This window comes from Sphingomonas sp., assembly GCF_965200135.1.
Classification (GTDB): Bacteria; Pseudomonadota; Alphaproteobacteria; order Sphingomonadales; family Sphingomonadaceae; genus Sphingomonas.
This window is the reverse complement of record NZ_CBDATK010000007.1, coordinates 298,530-319,207: the sequence shown is the minus strand read 5'-3', so window position 1 is coordinate 319,207 and position 20,678 is coordinate 298,530. Positions and strand designations below refer to the sequence as shown.

General features: G+C 62.6%; 16 protein-coding genes. 11 read left to right on the top strand and 5 right to left on the bottom strand.

The features are described 5' to 3' along the window. Window positions 1-42: 42 nt before the first annotated feature. Together ACOFKS_RS09715 and ACOFKS_RS09710 are read left to right on the top strand one after the other, a co-directional pair. Entirely contained in the window at window positions 43-1,776 is a 1,734-nt protein-coding gene (locus ACOFKS_RS09715; RefSeq protein ID WP_419809041.1) for a hypothetical protein, read from the top strand. Continuing rightward, entirely contained in the window at window positions 1,773-3,521 is a 1,749-nt protein-coding gene (locus ACOFKS_RS09710; protein WP_419809040.1) for a hypothetical protein, read from the top strand. The genes ACOFKS_RS09715 and ACOFKS_RS09710 overlap by 4 nt, the downstream gene beginning before the upstream one ends. Before the next feature lie 91 nt (window positions 3,522-3,612). Here the strand turns inward: ACOFKS_RS09710 and ACOFKS_RS09705 are convergent, their stop codons facing one another. After that, window positions 3,613-4,977, bottom strand: coding sequence for a hypothetical protein (locus tag ACOFKS_RS09705; protein WP_419809039.1), 1,365 nt, complete (start codon window positions 4,975-4,977; stop codon window positions 3,613-3,615). A gap of 54 nt (window positions 4,978-5,031) precedes the next feature. On the opposite strand from ACOFKS_RS09705, the gene ACOFKS_RS09700 reads away from it, so the two are divergent. From ACOFKS_RS09700 to ACOFKS_RS09675, 6 genes are all read left to right on the top strand, one after another. After that, window positions 5,032-5,541 carry a hypothetical protein gene (locus ACOFKS_RS09700; protein WP_419809038.1) on the top strand — a complete coding sequence of 170 codons (510 nt, stop codon included), beginning with the start codon at window positions 5,032-5,034 and terminating at the stop codon, window positions 5,539-5,541. A gap of 417 nt (window positions 5,542-5,958) precedes the next feature. Then, a complete protein-coding gene (locus tag ACOFKS_RS09695) occupies window positions 5,959-7,110 on the top strand; it encodes a DNA N-6-adenine-methyltransferase (protein ID WP_419809037.1) in 1,152 nt (383 codons plus the stop codon). After that, window positions 7,107-7,319: a hypothetical protein gene (locus tag ACOFKS_RS09690; RefSeq protein ID WP_419809036.1), complete on the top strand. Its 213-nt coding sequence runs from the start codon at window positions 7,107-7,109 to the stop codon at window positions 7,317-7,319. Before ACOFKS_RS09695 ends, ACOFKS_RS09690 begins: the two co-directional genes overlap by 4 nt. Window positions 7,320-7,436: 117 nt before the next feature. Next, entirely contained in the window at window positions 7,437-8,303 is an 867-nt protein-coding gene (locus ACOFKS_RS09685; RefSeq protein ID WP_419809035.1) for a hypothetical protein, read from the top strand. Beyond that, on the top strand, window positions 8,296-9,066 hold the full coding sequence (locus ACOFKS_RS09680) for a hypothetical protein (protein ID WP_419809034.1): 771 nt from the start codon (window positions 8,296-8,298) through the stop codon (window positions 9,064-9,066). The genes ACOFKS_RS09685 and ACOFKS_RS09680 overlap by 8 nt, the downstream gene beginning before the upstream one ends. Further along, the gene (locus ACOFKS_RS09675) at window positions 9,063-9,830 is read left to right on the top strand and encodes a hypothetical protein (protein ID WP_419809033.1); all 768 of its coding nucleotides are present in this window, start codon (window positions 9,063-9,065) and stop codon (window positions 9,828-9,830) included. The genes ACOFKS_RS09680 and ACOFKS_RS09675 overlap by 4 nt, the downstream gene beginning before the upstream one ends. Here the strand turns inward: ACOFKS_RS09675 and ACOFKS_RS09670 are convergent. Beyond that, a complete protein-coding gene (locus ACOFKS_RS09670) occupies window positions 9,822-10,142 on the bottom strand; it encodes a hypothetical protein (protein ID WP_419809032.1) in 321 nt (106 codons plus the stop codon). The genes ACOFKS_RS09675 and ACOFKS_RS09670 overlap by 9 nt on opposite strands. A 110-nt stretch (window positions 10,143-10,252) precedes the next feature. On the opposite strand from ACOFKS_RS09670, the gene ACOFKS_RS09665 reads away from it, so the two are divergent. Together ACOFKS_RS09665 and ACOFKS_RS09660 are read left to right on the top strand one after the other, a co-directional pair. Then, a complete protein-coding gene (locus tag ACOFKS_RS09665) occupies window positions 10,253-10,432 on the top strand; it encodes a hypothetical protein (protein WP_419809031.1) in 180 nt (59 codons plus the stop codon). Between the two features lie 24 nt (window positions 10,433-10,456). Then, entirely contained in the window at window positions 10,457-12,091 is a 1,635-nt protein-coding gene (locus ACOFKS_RS09660) for a recombinase family protein (RefSeq protein WP_419809030.1), read from the top strand. A 416-nt stretch (window positions 12,092-12,507) separates the two neighbouring features. Here the strand turns inward: ACOFKS_RS09660 and ACOFKS_RS09655 are convergent, their stop codons facing one another. Beyond that, entirely contained in the window at window positions 12,508-15,000 is a 2,493-nt protein-coding gene (locus tag ACOFKS_RS09655; RefSeq protein WP_419809029.1) for an SIR2 family protein, read from the bottom strand. A 460-nt stretch (window positions 15,001-15,460) separates the two neighbouring features. Here ACOFKS_RS09655 and ACOFKS_RS09650 point away from each other — a divergent pair, with 460 nt between their 5' ends. Beyond that, window positions 15,461-15,700 (top strand): excisionase family DNA-binding protein, encoded by a 240-nt coding sequence (locus tag ACOFKS_RS09650; RefSeq protein WP_419809028.1) that lies wholly within the window; start codon window positions 15,461-15,463, stop codon window positions 15,698-15,700. A gap of 5 nt (window positions 15,701-15,705) precedes the next feature. Here the strand turns inward: ACOFKS_RS09650 and ACOFKS_RS09645 are convergent, their stop codons facing one another. Both ACOFKS_RS09645 and ACOFKS_RS09640 read right to left on the bottom strand, forming a co-directional pair. Next, on the bottom strand, window positions 15,706-18,375 hold the full coding sequence (locus ACOFKS_RS09645; protein ID WP_419809027.1) for a DEAD/DEAH box helicase family protein: 2,670 nt from the start codon (window positions 18,373-18,375) through the stop codon (window positions 15,706-15,708). A gap of 3 nt (window positions 18,376-18,378) precedes the next feature. Beyond that, the gene (locus ACOFKS_RS09640; protein WP_419809026.1) at window positions 18,379-20,649 is read right to left on the bottom strand and encodes a site-specific DNA-methyltransferase; all 2,271 of its coding nucleotides are present in this window, start codon (window positions 20,647-20,649) and stop codon (window positions 18,379-18,381) included. Window positions 20,650-20,678 lie beyond the last annotated feature (29 nt).

Below are 20,678 nucleotides of genomic sequence, written 5' to 3'. Positions count from 1 at the left end.
ATATCGGTTGCCGTGCCAGCCTCGGCGTGATCCGGTGCGGCCATGGCACGTCGACGTGAACCACCCGACATCTCGCCCGGCGCGCTTGGCAGCGCGGCCGCCGATGGCGCGCTGGAGATGCTGTTCCGCGATGCGCTCCTCGCACTCGACGACGATGCGGCCGGCCGCTTCAAGGAGTCCGTGGCCGACGCCCATCGGGCGGGCCTGATCGACCTGGCCGCCACGGCGGCGGGGACGCCCGGACCCGTCGACCACTTCGCGGGCACGGTCTACGGCGCCGCGATCGAGGCGCTGGAGGTCGATGCGGCGACCGTCATCGGCATGGCGAACTCGTTCGCGGCGCGCTCGAGGGACGGGACCGTCCCCTACTTTATGTTCGATGCGGTCGCTGGCTGGGCGGCCTGCGACGAGAGCCGTGTCGACGCTATGCTCCAGGCGATGGGCGTCGGGGACGCCCCCGCCTCCTTGCGGATCGCCACGCTCCAGGCAGGCCTGCGGGTCGACCGCGCGAGATACCTGCCCTTTGTCGCGAACATGCTGGTCACGGGTGACGCCTCGGAGGCGAGCGCGGCGGGCTTCGTGCTCGGCACGGTCTCGACCGCGGACGAGGCCGAGGGATCCATTGTGTCGGATGCGATTTCCACCGCGCTCTCGGCCGGTGATCTCGAACGCCGGGCGAGCGCGTTCGAGGCCGCGCTCACCATCGGCCTCCGGAACGGCGGCGACCCGGCCGGCGCAGAGGCGGCGCTGGACGCGGTCGCGGATCAGGCGAATGCGCGCCTCCGTCGTATCGCGGCGACCCGCATGTTCTTGGCCAGGGACACGATTCCCGACGGGCTTCGGCGGCGACTGCTGGCGCTGCTCGGGGGGGTCGAGAAGGGTGAGGCCGACACGATCGAGGCGGTCAACATGGCGATCGCCCAGCGGCTGCGAGGCAACGAGGGTGAGCCGTACCGCGCGCTGTTCAAGCGCATCCTGGCGAGCGGAATTGCCGACATCGAGGCGATGGACGACAGCGCCCACCAGGTGCTCACCGCGAACGACGGGTCGCTCGAGGCGCTGGTCGAGGATTGGGTCGCGGACGGGTCGGACGGCCTGATCAACGCCGTTTGCGACATCGCCTCTCTCACAGCGTCCAAGAGCGAGTTGACCTTCGAGCTGGACTTCGGCCGTTTTCAACTCAGCGCGGACCAGACCCTCGCCTCGGCCAGGAAGGTCGTCAGCGGCCTGATGATTCAGCCAGTGACTGCTACGTCCATCGTCTTGGGCCTCATGCGCACGGGGCACGCGGATGCCGGCGACGGCCTCGAGGCGCTCCTCTTCAACCCCGTGCTGATCAGCTACTGGGAAGGTCCGAAGGAATATCTCGAGAACGCATCGCCCAGCCAGCCGTCCATCGTTCAGGAGCGCATATCGCGCCTGCTGTCCTCGCTCGCGGACTATGAGGCCGCAGTGCGGTCGGCTGGCGTCATTCCGGAGCTGGGTCCAACGGCACGGCAGAACTTCCTGCGGCAGCTGTATCGCGCCGAGGCGCAGCGCAGTATCCGCGAGGACATGCCCAAGCGGTCCGCGATAATGGACTTCATTCCGGTCACGCGCGTGCTGCACGGCGACAGCGTCGTGAGCGAGGTATTCACCGGCGACGGTCCGCCGCAGCGGCAGGAGTTCCGCATGGGCACCGTGTCCCATTCCATCCCCCTCGCGAGGCTGGATGCGATCGATCCGGTCGGGTTCTGGTATCAACGCATCGTGCTCTCGATGGGGAAGGCGCCGTGATCACGCCGATCATCCGCGAATACTTCAAGGGGTTGAGGGAGCAGGACGAACTCGACGTCGTGATCCCCGACCTCTTGACGAGCATGGGGTTCGAGGTCGTCCGCAGGCCGGTTTCTGGCAACAGGCAGTATGGCGCCGACGTCATCGCCCTCGGCACCGACGCGGACGGTGAGCGTAAGCTGTTTGTGTTCTCGATCAAGCGCGGTGACTTGACGCGGCAGGAGTGGGCGGGCGCCGACCAAGCGCTTCGCCAGTCGCTCGACGAGATCAAGGACGTCATCCTCAACAACCGCGCTCCCGAGCACCAGGGTTTGAAGGTCGTGATCTGCATCACGCTCGGCGGCATCGTGCCTGAGGCGATGGAGCCGCTGGTCAACGGCTACATGAGCTCCAACCGGACCGAGACGCTGGACTACCAAGTCTGGACCGGGGACACGCTGACCCGCAAGATCCTCGACGGTGCGCTCCGCGAGGAGTTGTTCTCGGGCGAGCTGCGGTCGCTCCTCAGGAAGGCGGCTGCGACGGCGGACGACCCCGAGCGGTCGATCGCGCACATCGAGCGGCTCGTTGCCAAGGTCGCGCAGGGCGAGGCCGATCCCGTGGCGAAGGTCCGTATCCTCTACCTCGCGTTGTGGATCCTGTTCGTCTGGGGTCGGGACGCGGGGAACTTGGAGGCACCTTATCAGGCGAGCGAGATTGTGACGCTGAGGGCTTGGGACCTGTTGTATCGGCAGATCGAGGGAGATCGCGGTCGCCGGCTCGACGCCAGTCACTCATTTCACCAAGTCGTCAGCCTGCACCTTCAGATATGGGACGAGTTGTACGGGAAGAAGGTCATGCCCCACGCGGGCAAGCTGCACGTACTCAGCTTCGCGGTCAGGTCCGTCGACGGACTCGACATCAACCTGTCGATGTTCGAGACTGCGGGCCGGGTGGCGATGGGTGGGCTCTGGCAGCTCTGGATGGAACCAGGAAAGGGCGCCGCGCCGCAGACCTCCGACCTCCCGAACTGGCCGGCAAGGAGGGTCGCAGAGGCTTTGGGACGGATGCCGTTCGCCAACCCGACGCTACTGACGCCGTTCGCCGACCACCATTCGACCGACCTCGCGCTCGCGCTCCTGCTTCTGTGCTCCGTGCGCGACGCTAGGGACGCGGCGCGCCGGTGGGTTCGCGAGGCGGCGCAGCGCATCATGCTCGCCTACCGACACCACGGCCGCTATCCTGCGGACGACGGAAGTTATGGCTTCCTCCTGCGGCATCCGGAAAGCGCGACCGACGAATACCGGCAGGCGGCGATGGCGGCGAGCGTCACCATGCCGCTGCTAGCGACCGTCGCCTACATCTTGGACGATGGCGACACCGTCGCCGCGATCGGGGAATTCCAGCAGACTGAGGCGCCGGACTGCAGCTTCCAAGCGTGGGTTCCCAACAGCCGGACCGAGGATAAGATTTGGCAGGGCGACCCGTGGCAGGGATCGTCGATCACCGGACTCAAAGTCGGCACCGACGGCTCGGAACTAATCGCGGCGCAGCGGGCCGAGGCGCAGGTCAATCCGGACTATCCCGCGCTTTCCGCCATACGTCTCGAGCACTGGCCGGTCCTCTTGCTCGCCTGCCGTCGGCTCAGGTTGCCCGTGCCCCCTCAGCTCTGGATTAAATTGATGAATGAAATGAGACCGCCCGAGCGCGCGAAGGGGAATGTCGAAGCAGCGGGTGGCTTTAGCGGTGAAGACCAAACGACTTAATCGACGAACGTTTTGTGCCGATCGACCGCGGTTCGGCCGGCTAGAGGCGGTCGGGTGTGCGGCCGTGATCGAAGGATTTGCTCATTGCCGATTATTGCCACGCGTAGGTCTTGTCCCTTTGCCATTGCAAGCTGCTTGCGCTGTGCTTGGCGGCATAGGAGGCACCGAGCGCGCCCGCATGTTGGAATCTGATCCGGGCATTCTTCACCAGCGTAGTAATTTGCGGCGCGGCTCCGGCCTGGGGCTCGATGAGCAAAATATGCGAAACGTCGTTGGCTTGGTCTTGGCCGATGATCTCGGTCGTCACCAAGACGAACCGGCTAGGCACGATCCGGGTATTTTCGACACTGCGCGAGCCCTCGAGCACGGCATTGACGGCCTGCTGAAACAATGCCGTTGCGTAAAGACGCACGGAGCCGAACCGCCGGGGCGGCGCCGCGCCGTCTAGGCTAGCAATCCAGCCGTCCAGCGTGACTGTCATCGGCACGGTCGGCTTCAGCTCGGTGCCCTCGCCGAGCGCCCGTTCGCGCTTGGCGAGCCAATCCCCATACCGTTCGCCCAACGATTCATCGTCGGGCATAAATTCCCGAAACCTGTTCCATTCGGCGCGGTCAAGTTCTGGGAATACCAAGCCGACCGGGGGAAAATCGTCGCCGGCGCTGTTCAGTCGAGGCCGACCGTTGACGTAGAAGTCCGAGCTCTGGCCGAGCGGCGGCGCCGGCTTGACGAAGGTCTTGCCGTCGACATCAAAACCGGTGTCGAGAACCGGTCCTTTGGTAAGTCCCCGCGAAAGACCGTCCCTGACCGCTTCGGTCATCGCCCGCTCAGCATAGCCATGAAATGCCTCATGCAGCGCATCATATTCCGGAAAGGGCTGGTCTAGGCTGATTGGCACATAATGGATCGGCCATAACGCTAGGGTGTCGAACCCGTCGCTGTGGAGATAGGCCCCGGCAACGACCACGCCGTCGATATCGTCGGTATCGTTGCGCGCGCGGCGACCGGCCAGCTCACAGATCTCGTCATGGTCGAGCGCCGTGTTACCGTTATTGACCAGCAGCAGGATCGATCTTTTGCTGTTGGGGAACTCCGACCTCGTCTGGACAAGCTGGCCTTTTGCGCTTTTGACCGCGCCCTTGATTGGGCTCTCCATCGCGCGGTCGTAGGCCCGTTGGCCTTTCAGATCGAGCTGGGCGCGATCGAGTACATAGACCGGACGGTCCGGATCTAGCGCCGTGAAGATCTCGGCTAGCTTCCGTTGCCGCTCGATCTTGCTCAGCCCCTCGTCCTCGAGGATCTTCAACTCAATCACGGAGTCGCCGAGGATATAGTCGGCATTGCGCTTCTTGCGCTCGGCCTGGTCGGGATGGGCACGCCGCCCACCGGCGGCCTCGATGATCTCGTTGCAAACATCCTCGGTCAGAGGCCGGATGCGGGTGGTTGCGATGCCGATCATCGGCGACCACGCCGGTTTACTGGCGCACCCGCAACAGCCCGATATAGTGGGCGGATGGGGACCTCCGACTGGGCATTGATCATCAGCCTGTTCTCGCTGTTGCTGTCGCTGGCGGGTTTCATCTGGAATGTATGGTCGAAGTTCGTCTTTCCCAAGCCGCGCGTCGCCGTGAGCTTTATGGTCATGCACGTCGTCGGCAGCGATCCGCGCCAGCGGTTTCTCTCGCTGGACATCACCAACTTCGGTCCGGGCGAGGTGACGATCAGTTGCGCCGTCGCGCGACCCCGCAAGCCTTGGTACAAAAGACGCGTGGCGCTCGGCGTCCTTAACCCGCTGGTAGACCCGAGGTTGCCCGATCTCAGCAACGGACCGTTCACTGGCCTCCCGAAGAAACTCGGGGTGGGCGAGACATTCGCACTCTATTTTTGCTATATCGACGACATGTTTCTACGCGAACCGCTCGAAGCGATCGGCATCCATGACAGCTTTAGGCGCGCCCACTGGGCGCCGCGCCGCGACTTCCGCAAAGTGCTACGCAAGCATGGCGAGGATTTCCCGCGCTGACTGGCTATGTCGGACAATTCGATGTCCGCCTTTGAAGTATGTTAGCTAGAAGCCGCCAGTCTGCAGTCGGCCCAAAGACGACGCAAGCGGACGGTGGCCGCCGTGCCATGTTTCCGGGCCTTAATTATGGATCGTCCCATCTCGGCACGGTGCCGCGCGACGCGTCATGAGACCCTTGATCCCCGGAAAAGTGAGATTAGGTACGCAATCTGAGCCGAGACGCCATCGATCACCTGCTGGTGAAGGGTCGAGTCGGCAATAAGCACGCAGACCCGACGCGTCTGTGATCAATCGTTGTCGATGCGGTTGAGCCGCCGTCCCTTTTTGGGAAGGAATGTAAGAGCCAGGAAATGGGCTCAGGACCGGGCTGTCGGGTGCCGCGGTCTCCTTGAACACTCTTGTCCAAAGGAGACCGCCATGGGCACCTATGCCCATCGCAATACGACCCCCGCTGCGCCATCGATCGTGCCCAGCAATTCGCCCCGATCGCAGCGCAGGCGTTCGCCGCGTAGCAACTTCATCGATGAACTGGTAATTGCGCGCGAAGCCGAGCATCGCTCGGTGCCCAATCTCGCCAAGATGGCCGGCGTCACGCCCGCCGCCATCCGGAAGCTGGAAGCCGGTAAAGGACCGGTAACCACGCTGGTGGCGGTGATGAGGGCGTTGCCGTTCCAGCCGACCGTCCTCGCTCCGGCCGCCAGCTTTGCGGAGCAACTGCGCGCCCGCAGGGGCAAGGTCGGCCTGTCGCTCGACGACGTGGCCACCAAGGCGTCGCTGTCGCCGGAGGCAATCATCGAACTGGAGAACGGCGGCGGCTCGGTGGAAAACCTGCTGCGCCTGCTGTCCGTCATCGCGCCGAAGGTGAAGCGGCGGGCTCCGGAGCGGGTATATTGGGGAGCGGAGAAGAAGGCCGAGCGGGACAGCCGCTTCTCGCCGCCCGATTTCATGCAATCGATCTATGTCTCGTTCGGCCCGGTGGATATTGACCCCTGCGCTCATCGCGCCAGTCCAGTCATCGCGAACCGATATCTGTTGCTGGATCAGGGCGACGACGGTCTGAACGATCCATGGTCGGGACGGCTGGCCTATGTAAACCCGCCCTACTCCGCAGTGCTGGATTGGCTCGATAAGGCACACGACGAGTGGGCGACGGGGAATGTCACGACGATCGTGTGTCTCGTGCCGGTCAGGGTCGACAGTCCTAGGTTCCAGGACTTCATCAAGCCGAAGGCCGACCTGTACTTTCTGCGCAGGCGGTTGCGCTTCGGCAAAGAGGGCGGGAAACCGGAACAGACCCCGCATAGCCTCATGCTCGTGATTTTCGGGGCGACCGCTCGGCAGAAGGCGCACCTCGCGTCGCTGGTGCGTGGCTTTTGGGCACCCGCGAACGACCATCAGTCGGTCTCAGCAAGCGGCAACGCCGTGGCTGCGGGAACCGACCCTTGGGTCAGGACGGTCGAGAGCCGCTTTAACAGCACCTCGTGCGCGCCGATCGTCAGGCGGAATGGTCGCTATCCCATTCGCGCTTTTTGCGGCCCCTCCCTTAATCGACGGGGAGAAGCGCGATGAGCGAAATAGGGCCGGTGGTCAGCGCGCTGCCAGAGGAGGATCGTCCCGACACGGTCTGCACGATCTGTCCAAAGGCGATGTGGTACCGCTCGCGCAAGCAGGGTGTCCGCGCCTTCTGCCGCGAACTTCGCCACATCACCTGGCAGTCGGGCGAGCAGGATCCGGTCGCCGAATGTGACGGTCAGATCGCGGCCACCGACAGCTCCTGATCGACCGAATCGCTCGGTGTCACGCTTCGCCGGGCACGACCATCCCCATCGACCATGTTCGGCAGCGCCGACACAGCGCGCCGTCATCACCTCATCAGCATTTCGAAGGAGTATCCGATGAAGAAGCCCGGCAAATCGAGCGCACTCGTCCCTGCCGGCCAGCGCAAACCGCCCGCGACGCGTAAGGCGGCGACGCCCGCCATCGTCTGCGCCACCGCCGACACGCTGATGCCGGTCCTCCGTTCCGAACTCGCTGTGGCGAAGCTCATCGGCGCCGGCGGCGAGATCACGCGCGAGGACGGCATCGTCCGCGTCACCGGCCGCGGCTACGCCACCCGCGAGTGCGTCGTTCCCGCCGAGGAGGTCTTCTACGACCGCGCGGCCCATAGGGGCGACGAGGGCGCCCATCTCGGCGAGGCGGACAAGGTCAGCTGGCGCGACGAGGCATCCGGCTACGACTGCATCCTGCTGCGCGACAAGAACCGGCACTTTCTTTCTGGCTACGTCGGCGTATCCCGCGATCACCCGCTCTGGGGCTGGGAGCATGACGCGGTGCCGCCCGATCTCGGGATCGAGGTCCACGGCGGGCTGACCTATTCGCGGGTATGCCAGCACGGTCCCAGCCCCTCACCGCGCCTCATCGTGGAGGCGGCGCGCATCTGCCACGTGCGCGTCGTCCCGCCGCCGAAGTTCGAGCCGCTGCGGCACGCCACGGATTACCGCGTCGAGGACGGCGACGCGTGGTGGTTCGGCTTCAGCTGCAACCACGCCTTCGATTTGGTCCCCGGCGACGCGCGCCATTCGCCTGGTCCGGCGGCATCGGAGCTCGCCCGGACGTATCGCGACGATGCATACGTCGTCCGCGAGACGATCGCACTCGCGGCGCAGCTGCGCGCCATCGCCGACGGGAAGGAGGCGCCGCCCCGCGACGGATCCCCGCCGCCGGTCGGTCTCGATCCCAGCCGCGGAGGTGGCCGTGACTGAGTTCCCGCGCCATGTCGGCGAGCTGCCGTGGGGCTGGTGGCTGCGCGCCGGTCCTGAAGGCCTCGAGGATGCCAACGGCCGTGTCTGGCAGAGTGTCAGGGACGCCTTCTGGGAAGGTGAGCTCGGCTTCCCACCCGTCCACTTCGCGCCCGAGCAGCACGAATTGATGCTGCGCGTCATGACCTCGATCCAGGCGGGCTGGTTCGTCCGGGAGAGCAAGCACGACGTGTTCGGCGGGGACATGATGTTCTGGCGGTTCCACCAGTGCTGGCTCGCATCGATCGGCATGGTCGAGACGTCGCACGGGCGCTCCGCACTTGAGGCACCGCTCACCGCCCTCGGCCGGTCGGTCCTGATGATGCTGCAGGCGACCCGCGAACCGGAATTCGAGCGCCTGCCGATGGCGGCGGTCGTGGCGGCGGTCACGGCGACCAAGGGTCTGGATACTGAGGCCCGCGAGCGAGCGCTGCTCGCCTTCGAGCGCGAAGTCGGTTTCCGCCGGCACGTTTTCGCGCGCGAAGGCGTGGCGGCACACTATCTGGTCACGCTCACCGGCATCAAGGTCGGCGCGCGGATGCCCACGCGCAGCGTCGCCTGGTCCCAGTCCTTCGCCGATGCGAAGTCGCGCGACGACCTGTTCGCGTGGCTGGCCGAGCGCGTGCACCGCTGGGACGAATGGGGCGAACTGGCCTACAGAAAGGGCGCCGACGCGCTCACCCGTCACCTACTGTCGGTGATCATCGGCTCGGGCGGACTGTCGTGAGCCGGAAGCGTCCATCGCTCCCCGCCAGTAACGCCGAGCTCTCCGATCGGCCCAGCGTTTCCGATGCGCCGACCGATGATGATCGTCGTCGCATCCGGAACGCCCGCCGTCAGGCACGAGCGCGCTACGACGAGATCGATGCGGCTCGCGATGCTGAAGTGGCGAATACCTTACGCACCGAACTTACCGCCGCCATCAGATCGGCATCGCCATTGCTGATATCACTGCTCGCGGTCGAAGGTCTGACGCTGGACGACGCCATGGCGATGATGGTGTCCGAGCAGTCCGCAACGCAGCGCCCGACACGTCTGAGCCGCTTCCGTAGCTATCAGACCAGCCATAGTCAGATGCTGTGGCATTACGTCTCTGGGCCATCACCGAGCCGATTGGGCAGCGCCGCCTCGCACGAACATGTCATCAATCGTGCTGGGGGCGGATACATCACGATGAAGGTATTCGAGCATTCGGTCGAGGTCGAAACCCGGATCGCGCCGGTCTGGCTCGACACGAAGTTCGGAAAATTGCGGGTCCAGTTGGACACAGCATTACCAGAAACCCTGGCGACGGCCGCCGTGGGGCGGCTGCTCGAGGAAATCGTCGATCATGCCGTCTGGCGCGGGCGAGGATGGCGAATCCATACCATCGAGGAACCCGTATCTTCGTTCTTCGGTCATACGCTGATCGTGGCGACCGGTTCGGTGCCGTATCAGGTAACTTGGCCTGACGTCGAACATCTGACGGCCCGCGCCGCGGAATTACAGTGATGATCCGGCAAGCCCGAGCAGACGATCGCAGCGCGAACCGACCTGTGGGAACAGGCTGCGCAACTCGGTCTGCCGAATGGCGAGCCTAAGCCCGTCCGCCATCAGCCGCCGCTCGGCGCGGTTGGGCCGCCGGTCGAACTCGGCGGCGCCACGCCCTTCGCGCATCGCGATCATGCGGCGTTCGACACGGGCGGCGCGCCAGAAGAGAACGACGCCCACGGCAGTTGCGATAGCATCGACCGTCGATCGGGCGATCACCACGGCTGCATGCCAGACGAAAGTGATGATCATCAGTGCGATGATGATGGACATATATCAGCTCCTTTTTTCCATGATCCCGTTCGGATCAACCTCTCCTGGTCCCCATAGAAATTTGAGAATGTCCCAAGATCAGGCGCGGGCCGGGCTGGCAGTCCCGGGCCATGGACCGCCAGGCCGACAGCGAGAACGTTTGCGGCGAGCGCAGCATCGCCGGGGAACGCGCGTCGCCGTCGCGTCTTGTCCGTACCGACATCCCGGAACGACTTTCCGTCCTGCCCGACGAGAGCGATCTGGTCCTCCAGCATCTCGGAGAGGCGCTCGCCGATATCTTCAGTCCCTAACGTCATGACACAGGAGGATGAGCCATGAGTGATGATCGACGCGCCTTCATCTATCTGCGCGTCAGCAACGACGACGAGGGCGGCAACAACGCCTCCAGCGCCGCGCAGGAGGCTGCTTGCCGGGCCCTGTGCGAACGCGAAGGCATCGCGGTCGCCGAGGTGTTCGAGGAACTGAACGTGTCGGGCCGGAAGCTGCAGCGCAGGCAGTTCGACCGGATGATCGCGCTGGCGACGTCGCCCGCCCGCCCGGTGCATGTCGTGGTCGTCTATGCGCTGAGCCGGTTCACCCGGCGGCTGCTCACTCAAGTCACCGCCGAGCACAAGCTGACCGAGGCTGGAGTGAAGCTCATCTCCGTCATCGAGGGAATGGGCGATGATCCCAACAGCCGGATGATGCGCGGTTTCATCGCGGTGATGAACGAGAAGTACGCCAACGACGCATCCACGTTCACCTGCCGCGATCGGCGCGGCAATGCCCAGGCGGGATATTGGAACGGCGGGCCGGTCCCGTTCGGCTATGAATCGCGCGTAGTCAGCGTCGAGGGACGCAAGGAGCGGAAGAAGCTGTTCGTGCGTGCGCCCGAAGCGGCGGTCGTTCGCCTGATCGTGCAACTGGCGTGCACCGGTCTGGCCGGCCAGCCGATGGGCACGCGGGCGATCGCCAAATATCTCAACGATCAGGGCTACACGCTGCGCGGCAGGAAGTTCTATCACAGCAACGTCGATGGCATCCTGACGCGCGAACATTACGCCGGATCCTACCGGGACCGCACGCGCGACGATCATGGTGCTACGCCCAACACCGCCGACGAGATCGTTGTCGAATGCCCGAAGATCATCGAGCCTGACGTGATGGCGCGCGTCGCCGCGATTCGGTCGAAGGCCGCGCCGCGTGTGACGGCGCCACGCATCACCAACTCGCCCGTGCTGCTGGGTGGCCTGGCGACCTGCGGCCATGCCGAGTGCAATGCCGGGATGGTGATCCGCAGCGGCAAGGGTGGTCAGTATCGCTACTACGTCTGCAACCAGAAGGCGACGGCGGGCGCAAGCGAATGTCCCAGCAAGTCGATTCGCGAAGACGCGCTCGATGCGATCGTGCTCGACGGCCTGCTCCATCGCGTCCTAGCGCCGGATCGCTTGCGCGCGCTGCTCGCCGACGTGCTCGATCGGTCCGATGATGCCAGGCAGCGCCGTGAACAGGATCTCCACCGCGTGCGTCGCGAACGCATCGCGGCGGAGACGCGGCTGCGCCGGCTGCTCGAGATCGTCGAGGACGGAATGATGAGCGTCCGCGATCCGATCTTCGCGACCAAGCTCGCCGAGGCCAATGCCTCCATCGCCACCCTCGCCGAAACCGAGCGCAGCCTGGCCGGGCAGCTCGGCAACGCCGCGCACCAGATCACCGACGAAGCAATCCAGCGCTTCGGTAATGCGCTGCGCGCCAGCATTCTGGCCGAAAACAGCGAAATGCGTCGCGCGTATGTACGCTTGCTGGTGTCCAACGTGACGGTCAACGACAACGAGATCATCATCGCCGGTTCGAAGGCTGCGCTCGAAAACGCCGCCCGGAAAGGCGATCCCGCAGCTTGCGCTACGGTGCCCAGTTTTGACCGGAAGTGGTGCCAGAAGAGGACGCGCGTTTGCAGTGCAAACCATTGAAGACTAAAGCTTAAATAATTCCGCATTAGTGAAGGGCCCCCAGAAGGGCCCCCAGAAAAGTTTGTGCGCCTACTTTCCTGCGGCGGGGCGGACCTTCGGACGGGCTCATCCGAGCAACGAGCGCGATCGAAACCGGTAGATGGAGCACTTGAGGGCCGATGATCCAAGATTATCGCCGTAAGAGCTCCAACTCCTGCAAGGGAACGCCCGCGCACACGCGGGGCGTTGCCGAACGTGCGACTGCACGACCTTCGAAATAGCTTCGCCTGCGTCACCCTCTCGGACAGCATACCGCTGTCGATGACCGCAAGCTGCTCGGGCACGCTCCCTCCCAGACGACGGCGCGGTACGCGCACTCAGCCGACGATGTGATCGCGAGGCGGCTGCCCGCGTAAGCGGCGGTCTCGTGGACGCGCTCAAATTAATTTGCGCATGCGGTTAGCTTCAGCGGCAAGGTCTTGATCCCGCCTAAAAGCGTCCATCGCCCTTTCGATTTGTGACCGCACAATACTCTTCTGCTCGCTTGATAGCACAGCACCTGCTTCGAGCGACTCCGCAAGGCCTTTAAAGAGGATCATAAAGGGGTGGACCGTTACCCTGCCCTTGTAAGCTTCTATGCGTATTGCGGAGGACAACGCGTCCAGCGCTTCCTCCAGCTCACTCGGGATAACCCTGCCGAGGAGACGCATCTTACCAAAAATAACTCGGCCTATGGTCGTCATCGTAAACTGGTGTGAGCGCTCTATGGTCTTTGCAAAACGAGCATGCTGCACTGCAAGCTCGGCTTCTTGTTTTCTAACAGCCGGGTCGTCTGCATATGCAGCCAAGTCGAGCCGATACTGGGCAATTTGGTGCCAGTAGCGGGAGTTCCACTTCCATTCCTTCTTAGTCGCTTCGTAGAATAGGCCAGCACCTTGAATGCCTAAGAGCGGCTTGACTACCTCATCGAAATCAAACAGTCGTGATGCAATTCGTGCTGCTGGGTCACCGGCCATCATAGCCTTGATGCTAACCCTTGGACGAATCGCATGAGCCAAGTCTCCGAAGAGCTTCAAAGACCTATCGGGAAAGCGGTTGGTAAAGCGGCCTAGAACGGAGTCCGAAACAGCCTCATTGAGCGGAGTAACAAGCTCTAGCCCTGAAACGTCTTCTAACTTTAAGGGAAGAGCCGCTTCATCGTCGATTTGTGTCTCCACCTGATACCCTGGAAACTTCGCGCTGATGATGTCGTACTCGACCCCCTGCCTAAAGCAATGAGCAGCTAATGCCGCGAAGACATAGCAATCGACATCCTGCGGGGCATCGGCAAGAGACTTATCTATTATGTTTGCGAGGGGTTCAAAGTTATTTAGAATGCGGCAGCAGGCCACTGCAACAACTTCGTCCGCCACCGGGCTCAGGTTGGCATCCTGCTGTGGCGGGTTCGCGAGACCATAGTTCTTGTAGGCGGTGAGAAGCTCTCCAGCGATCGATTCTCCGACAGGGCCTAGAATTTCCGGAGTGAGTACGCCGCCTCCCAGGACTCTCCGGACATGGCCGATCCGGTAGGCTCGTTCCGCCCCAACAAACACCACGTTGTCGCGTGGTAACCGTTGTTGGAGTGCGAGTATCTCAGACACGTTATCTGCTAGATTGTCGACAAACACGTAGCAGCGTCGACCTAGGCTCCCGAGCACCGCTGCGGCGCTTGAAGTACGAATACGGCCGACTGAACGGAGCCAGAAGCACGGAGCGCCTGACTGAGCGATGTTCCATGCAAGCCTCTTCAGCTGGGTAGTTTTGCCCGCCCCAGGACCTCCGGCGACTACATAAAGTGTTTTATCACCGTTTTTGATTATCTCCGCTTCAAGCGACCCGGTGTTTTCGCGAGAGACATCGCGCCCGTTTTGAATATCTAGCCAAGTGGGTTGGTGACCGTAGGCGAAGTTCGTTCCCCCGTCGGCTCCCTCCCGCCCGTCGTCGGGAACGCGTTCGAAATCCGAGTGAAATTCCGTCAGGGCACTGGCATCAATCTTCGCTGAAGCGATGTCCCCGAGATTGTCCGCGATAGCCTCATCGACAGTTGGGCGAACTGGGAACCGGCGATTTACTTCATTCAGAAATTCCAGCGCCGATCCCGTGAAGAGGCCCATTTTGTACTCTTCGCAGTCGATTTCCGTTCCAGCGTCAGGAAAGGGCTCTACTATGATCGATGGCGGACGATCCCTTCGCTCGATTACGTTAGCTCTGTCCGAGAGAAAGTATGTGATATCCGGCTCTTCCAACGAACTGCCAAGGACAATAAATGGCTCCGTTCTGATTAGGGTGCCAAGGATATGAGCCCAAATATTGTTGGAGCTGATTGCACCCATGTACTCCTTGATGTCAAAGATGTACTCATCCTCCGGGCGGCGGGCCCATCCGTGAAGATGGACAATCGGGAGGACACGAAGGTCACGAATACTCTCGTACGGGTCCACATAGTTAAACGGTCTGACACTCTGAACAGAAAGCTCTTTAGTTTCGTAGGCCCTCTCAAGCGCATCATCTACATTCAATGTGAAGATGCGCTTCCATCTAAATTTCGCGATTTCCTTGACGGTATCGCCTGGTACGCAGCCACGGAACCTATTGGTTATTTGTTGCTCAATTTGCTCCGGCTTCATCGTTCGGTATAGCCGGTTCAATGAGGAACCGGGACGCACTCCCGGCAATGCGTCTTGCAGTGCCTTTGCTAGCCCTCCAGCCGCCGGACATTTCTCGTTGGGCAGCCCGCTCTGGCTGTCCAAGCTCACGCCCGCTCCCAAGAGCAGATTGTACCGGCCACTCTTGACGGCTGAGCCGATCGCTTCCCAATCTAAGTCCGCCACGTCGTCCCCCTTCGAACTCACGAGCCTCGCGTGTTTCTGGCCCGCCAACTTATCGCCCACGGTCAAGAGCCCACATGATAAATCATCGTCTTCTATCTCCGGTGGACTTCAGATTACGATCTTAGGTCTCTTGCAACTGCCGGGGCAAGCCTAGGTCCTTCAACGCGCTACGACACCGGTGCAGGCGACCGCCCCCGGGTTAACCGGTCAATGGGTTCAGCTCGGAGGCACGGTCCTTAGGCTGGAGCATTGTTGCGCCTCCGGCGCTCCCGCCAGAAGGGTATATAGAACCGTATCTCAGAAGCTTGGGCTTCGCCTAATAGCCACTCACTATGCGCTTAAAACCAGGCACACCTTACGCGGCGCGCCTCAGATAATGCGCTTTAATACAGCATCTTACGCTTGGCCATAAGGCGTGCGGTTCGTGGTCAATGACCACCTGCCCATCACTGATGGTCAGTCGCGAAAATCCGGGCTAATCCGCGGGCTTCGACCTTGACGGCCCGCTGTTGTCCGTCATATGTTCTGCATGCATTGTGTAGTGCCCACCACGCTCCAGACCGATATGGAGCCTCAAATGGCCGAAGTGTGGATCGACGAAGCGGAGCCGCTTACCGTGCGAGTAGGCACGGCATGTAGGCACGGCCTCGGACGGACAACGATATATGAGCTAATGAAGTCGGGCAGGCTCCGCAGTGTGAAGGTGGGCCGCGCGCGACTGATTGACCGAGCAAGCTTGTGCGGCTTGCTTCACGACTAGCGACTTCAGTCGGCGTTTGTGTCGAAGGCGGCAGAGGCCTCCCCAAGCGTGCGAACGGGGTTCAACCGGCCTTCCCAGGCTTCCTGGCGCACGAACAACGCCCGGTAGTGGTTCGGCGCATCCTGTTTGGTCGCATCAGCGCACCAGAGCTTGAGGCGGGTCCATTTGCGCGGATCGTCCAAATCCTCGCGTCCCTTGGTTTCGACGATCCAGACGGTGCCGTCGACCGCCCGCGCGATGAAGTCCGGCCGGTAGTCGCGCACGATACCGCCCCCGGCTGATTGATATTCGACGGTGAAGCCCGTCGCTTCCGTGTTCTTGAAGAACGCCTGCACGTCCGCCGCCGCCTCTAGGAAGCGGGCGAAGGCAAGTTCGAAGGCGTTGTCGCCGACGACCTTGTTCATCAGCGATTTGGTCGCTTCGATCATGTCCCGCCGCTTCGTTACTTGCGGCCGGGTTGCCGACAGCTTGATCCGGTCGACGACGTGCGTGTCGCCGCTGTCGTGCACGGTCAGCCGGTTGATGGCGCCCTTGATGGTGTCAAACAGTGCGCGGGTGACGCCCGTCTCGCTCAGGTTCCGCAAGACGTTCGGGTCGTCGAGCGACACGTTGCGGTCGAACAACCCGTCTTCGATGAATGGCACCAGCTTCCCGAACAGCACGTCATAGCCGCCCACCAGTCGCAAATCGTCCTTGATCGACTTGGCGAACCAGCCGACGACGTTGCGCCAGTCCGCGACCGCGCCCGCGTCGAGCTGCGTCGTGTGACTCACCTCGTCGGTGCGGATGTCCCGGAACACGATTTCGCGCTGCTCGGCTTCGGTGAACTCGCGCAAGGTTACGCGGGGGGCGGGCAGGCTAGCGTCGTCGATTTCCTCGAAACGATAGAACTGGCGTTCGATGCGTGGCTTCAGCTTGGGGAGTTCGATGTCGAGCGCGGCGACGTCCTTGTCGCGATCGATTTCGACAACCATCGGCCCGGCGGGTCCGCTGTTGCTCCCCATCGGCCGCTGTTCCAGCTCGACGCCTTCGTTCTTGATCGTCTCGACGAACTCCAGGAACCGTTCGGTGCCGAGCACGCTGACCTGTTCCTTGACGTCGCGGCCGGTGAACATGCGCCTGAGCCCGCGCCCGATCGTCTGTTCGGGCAGGATGTTCGACGGTGCCTTGAAGGCGCGCAAGCCGACGATCGTCGTGACGTTGCGCACGTCCCAGCCTTCGCGCAGCACCATGACCGACACGACCGCCAGATAGGGGCTTTCCCAGCCATCAATTTCACGGCTCTGCTTGCGCAACTCGTCGAGTTCGGCCTTGCCCTTCCCCGTCGAGCTTTCCGAAATCTCGCCGTTGTCCTTGGTGTGGATCACCAGCACCTTGTTCTTCAGTTCGGGATAGCGCGTGCCCAGCCACTCAGCGACCCGGTCGCAATTGGACGTGTTGTCCGTCATGACGAACAGCACCGACTTCTTGCCGGCCTTCCTCAGCTCGCCGAAGGTCCGCTTCCATTCTAGCACGCCCAAGTCGAGATGATCCTGATACTGCTCGACGAAATCCTCGCTTTGCCGGACGGTCAGGCGCGCGCGGCTGGCGGCGTCGGGCAGGACGGGCGTCTTGACCACGCCTTGGGCAATCGCTTCGACCAGCGGATAGTCCGACACCGTCTGCACGAATATCGCGCCGTTGTTGTGTTTGGGCGTCGCGGTCAGGTCGAATTGCGCCGACAGCCCGGTTCCCCGCCGGCGAAGCCCAGCGTCGAGTTCGCCCATTTGCCGGAACCAGGCCGTGCCCTCGCGAACATGGTGCGCCTCGTCGTTGATGACGATCAGGTCGGGCACCGAACGCACGATGACGCCCAGGTCCGCCTTGCTGTCCGTCGTCTTGGCAACCGGCTTCGCGCCCAGGAATTGCTCGCGCAAATCCCACGTCGGCGTTGCCCGCCCGCCCTCGTCGACCCGGTGAATGTTGGTCAGGAACAGGTTTCCACGCGGCGCGACGTGCCCGATGTCGTCCTGCACGTGCACGGTCAGTTGAAAATCAGCGCTCCAGTCGCGTCCCTCATACCCGTTCGGCGGCAACACCGGGTCGCTGTGAAACACCCGCGCGCCATCGAAATCGACGCGCAGCCGGTCGAGCACGATGATGTTCGGCGCGACCAGCAGCGTGTTGGTCGAAAGCGTCGAATCCGCCTCATAGAGCTTGTGGAAATAGCTCCAGGCGATCAGCAGGCTCGCGACCTTGGTCTTGCCCGCGCCCGTCGCGAGCTTCAGGACGTAGCGCGTCCAATGCTCGTCGAACATTTGCTGCGATACCGCGCCCGTGCTGTCATAGGCGATCAGGCTCAGCGGGTCGCGCGCCTTGGCGACTTCATACAGCCACACCGCGCTTTCCACCGCCTCGCGCTGCGCGAAATACCATTGCCAGAGGAACGGGCCGTCGTCGCCGTACAGCACGTGTTCGCGTTCGAACCACCAGCGCAGCAGCGCGCGCGTCGTCTCGCTCGCCCCGGCATATCTCGCCGCCCGCCATGAGGCGACACCCCGCCGGACCTTGTCGACCAGCGGCGGAATGAGCGAGGCTTGCCCCATACCCCCCAACAGCTCGTCGCCCGGATACCAACGGACGTCGGGCGACAGGATCACATAGGGGTCGGCGGAAAAGGCGGGGTTGAGCGGCATGGGTTAAACCTCCACCCCGATCACCTTGGTCGTGTCGTTCCCGAATATGTCGATCACCTTGACCGCAATCTGTTTGCGGCCGGGCGTCGCATACTCATGCGTCGCGCTGGTCAGCTCCAGCGCGCGGTTGCGGCGGGTGCGGAAGCTCTGCCACTCGTTTTCGAAGATGTAGCGCCCGGTCCATTGCGGCACGTGCTTCACCGTCCCGTCGGCTTGCGTCACGGTTTCGTGGATCGTTTCCGGACGGCTGGCGTAGTCGAAATCGACCGCCCAATAGTCGATCCAGTCGGTCCATTCTTTGGTCAGCACCTCGCGCGTGACGGTGCCGTCCTTCGCCTTGGTCAGCTTGACGACCTGCCCGTCGTCGACCGCCACCTTGGTGCCCGGCCGCATCCCGTCGATCAGGTTGTCGAGCCCGTCCTGCCGATAGGCGACAGCGAAGTTCGACAGGGTGACTGTCACCCGCCGCGCCTTCTTGTCGGCGATCGTCGCGCGCGCCTCGACATAGGCGAGGTCGTGGAAGTTCACCTGTCCCTTGTCGATCGCCCGCCGGTCGAACACGTCCTTCGGGATATAGCGCAGCGCGACTGCGACACCCTTTGCCTTCGCATCGTCGACCGCGCGCGGGGCAAGGCCCATTTCGAACTCGAATCCGAGCACGTCGACCCGCGCCACGCCCATGCGCCGCGCCGCTTCCACCGCCTCGGCGACGGTCAGCTCGTTAACCGGCGCGTCGAGCGGCCCAACGACGATGAAGGCACTGTCCTTCACCCCATGGAAGGGCGGCGACTGCTCGACGGGTTGCGCGCGATACGCCTCCAGGATCAGCGCGACATAGGCCGCTTCCTTCGCCGCCGCCGCTTGAGCGCTCTCCCCCGCCGGAAGCGCGGGGTCGATCCCCGCGAACCATTGGCGCTCGTACTTGCCGAGATTAAGAATTTCAAAGCTGCGCCACGGCCTGCCAGCCGCCTTCAACTCGCGTTGCACTCCGATCAGGCGCTTGCGACTGGTATGAATAGCGAAGCGGCCCAAGTCCGCGCCAATCCACTTACGGCCGAGCTTCTCGGCAACGGCTATGGTAGTCCCTGAGCCACAAAACAGGTCGGCTACTATATCTCCGGGATTGGATGCTAGACATACGATCCGTTGCATCAACGACTCTGGCTTTTGTGTTGCGTATCCAACCGCCTCTACTGCCTGAGAGTTTATCGCACTGACGTCAGACCATATGTCTTGGAGCGGAAGACCAGGCATTTCATCGAGGTAGCGTTTGTACCGCGGCACAGCACCGGGACTTGGTTGAATTATTCGACCGGCCTTCACCAGTTGATCCATCTTGTCGATGCTATAGCGCCAGTACCGCTTAACACCCATTAGTTCGTAGTAGGGGTTACCCTTCCCAGCTCCGCCAGGAGCGGTTAGATTATCAAGTTCGAATCGTCGACCTGTGCCCTCCTCCTTGCCCTTGTAATGGGTTTCTAAGTATCTTGCATCGTAATCAGTGTACTGCGTATTGAATGTGAAAGACTCCGACTTTCTATAATACAAGATAACGTCATGGATACGGCCTAGATGTCGAGCACCTTGACCGCCATCGCTATGTGCGGTTTGCCGTTTCCAAATGATTTGGTTCATGATGTTCTGTGCGCCGAATACCTCATCTAAGGCTATCCGCATGATGTGAGAGACGGCCCAACCTACATGAACCATTATTGAACCTTCGGCATGCAACAGCGCGTGAATTGCACGAAGACGTTCAATAATCATGTGAACATAGGAGTCTGTTCCACGACCCCACGTGTCTCGGTAAGCAATCTCTTCAATGACACTTGCAGACTTGGAGAGAGTCTCACCCCCGACGTCCAGCTCCACTGAAAAGTCGGCCCCAATGTCAAATGGAGGGTCGATGTACACCAACTTCAAGCCGCCGGCGGCTTCAATATCACGCCGTAAGGGGCCGCCAATCAAGCTGGATAGTACCAGCTTGTTGTCGCCCCAGATCAGCTTGTTCGACCAGCCACCGCCTTGTCGCCCGCCGCTGCCCATCTGGAAAAGGTCCGCGACTTGAGCGCCCGCCTCGCTGCGGGGTTCGTCAATCTGTTCGATGCTCTGGAACGGCAGGACGACGTTGGTGACTTCGCTCGTCTTGCCCGGCCAGATCAGCTCCGCCTCGCGCGGTTCGCGGAACAGCGTCCAGCGGAACCGGTCCGGCAATGGCTCCCCGCGCGCGAGGTGGTCGGCGATCAGCGCCTTGTCGTCGTCACTCAATTCCACTCGTGCACCTTCCACTCGCGCGGGCACCG

Bases quoted from the DNA above. Each gene is read 5' to 3' on its own strand.
- ACOFKS_RS09715 (WP_419809041.1), top strand. From the start codon at position 43: ATGGCACGTCGACGTGAACCACCCGACATCTCGCCCGGCGCGCTTGGC.
- ACOFKS_RS09705 (WP_419809039.1), bottom strand. From the start codon at position 4,977: ATGATCGGCATCGCAACCACCCGCATCCGGCCTCTGACCGAGGATGTT.
- ACOFKS_RS09700 (WP_419809038.1), top strand. From the start codon at position 5,032: ATGGGGACCTCCGACTGGGCATTGATCATCAGCCTGTTCTCGCTGTTG.
- ACOFKS_RS09695 (WP_419809037.1), top strand. From the start codon at position 5,959: ATGGGCACCTATGCCCATCGCAATACGACCCCCGCTGCGCCATCGATC.
- ACOFKS_RS09690 (WP_419809036.1), top strand. From the start codon at position 7,107: ATGAGCGAAATAGGGCCGGTGGTCAGCGCGCTGCCAGAGGAGGATCGT.
- ACOFKS_RS09685 (WP_419809035.1), top strand. From the start codon at position 7,437: ATGAAGAAGCCCGGCAAATCGAGCGCACTCGTCCCTGCCGGCCAGCGC.
- ACOFKS_RS09670 (WP_419809032.1), bottom strand. From the start codon at position 10,142: ATGTCCATCATCATCGCACTGATGATCATCACTTTCGTCTGGCATGCA.
- ACOFKS_RS09665 (WP_419809031.1), top strand. From the start codon at position 10,253: ATGGACCGCCAGGCCGACAGCGAGAACGTTTGCGGCGAGCGCAGCATC.
- ACOFKS_RS09660 (WP_419809030.1), top strand. From the start codon at position 10,457: ATGAGTGATGATCGACGCGCCTTCATCTATCTGCGCGTCAGCAACGAC.
- ACOFKS_RS09650 (WP_419809028.1), top strand. From the start codon at position 15,461: ATGTTCTGCATGCATTGTGTAGTGCCCACCACGCTCCAGACCGATATG.
- ACOFKS_RS09645 (WP_419809027.1), bottom strand. From the start codon at position 18,375: ATGCCGCTCAACCCCGCCTTTTCCGCCGACCCCTATGTGATCCTGTCG.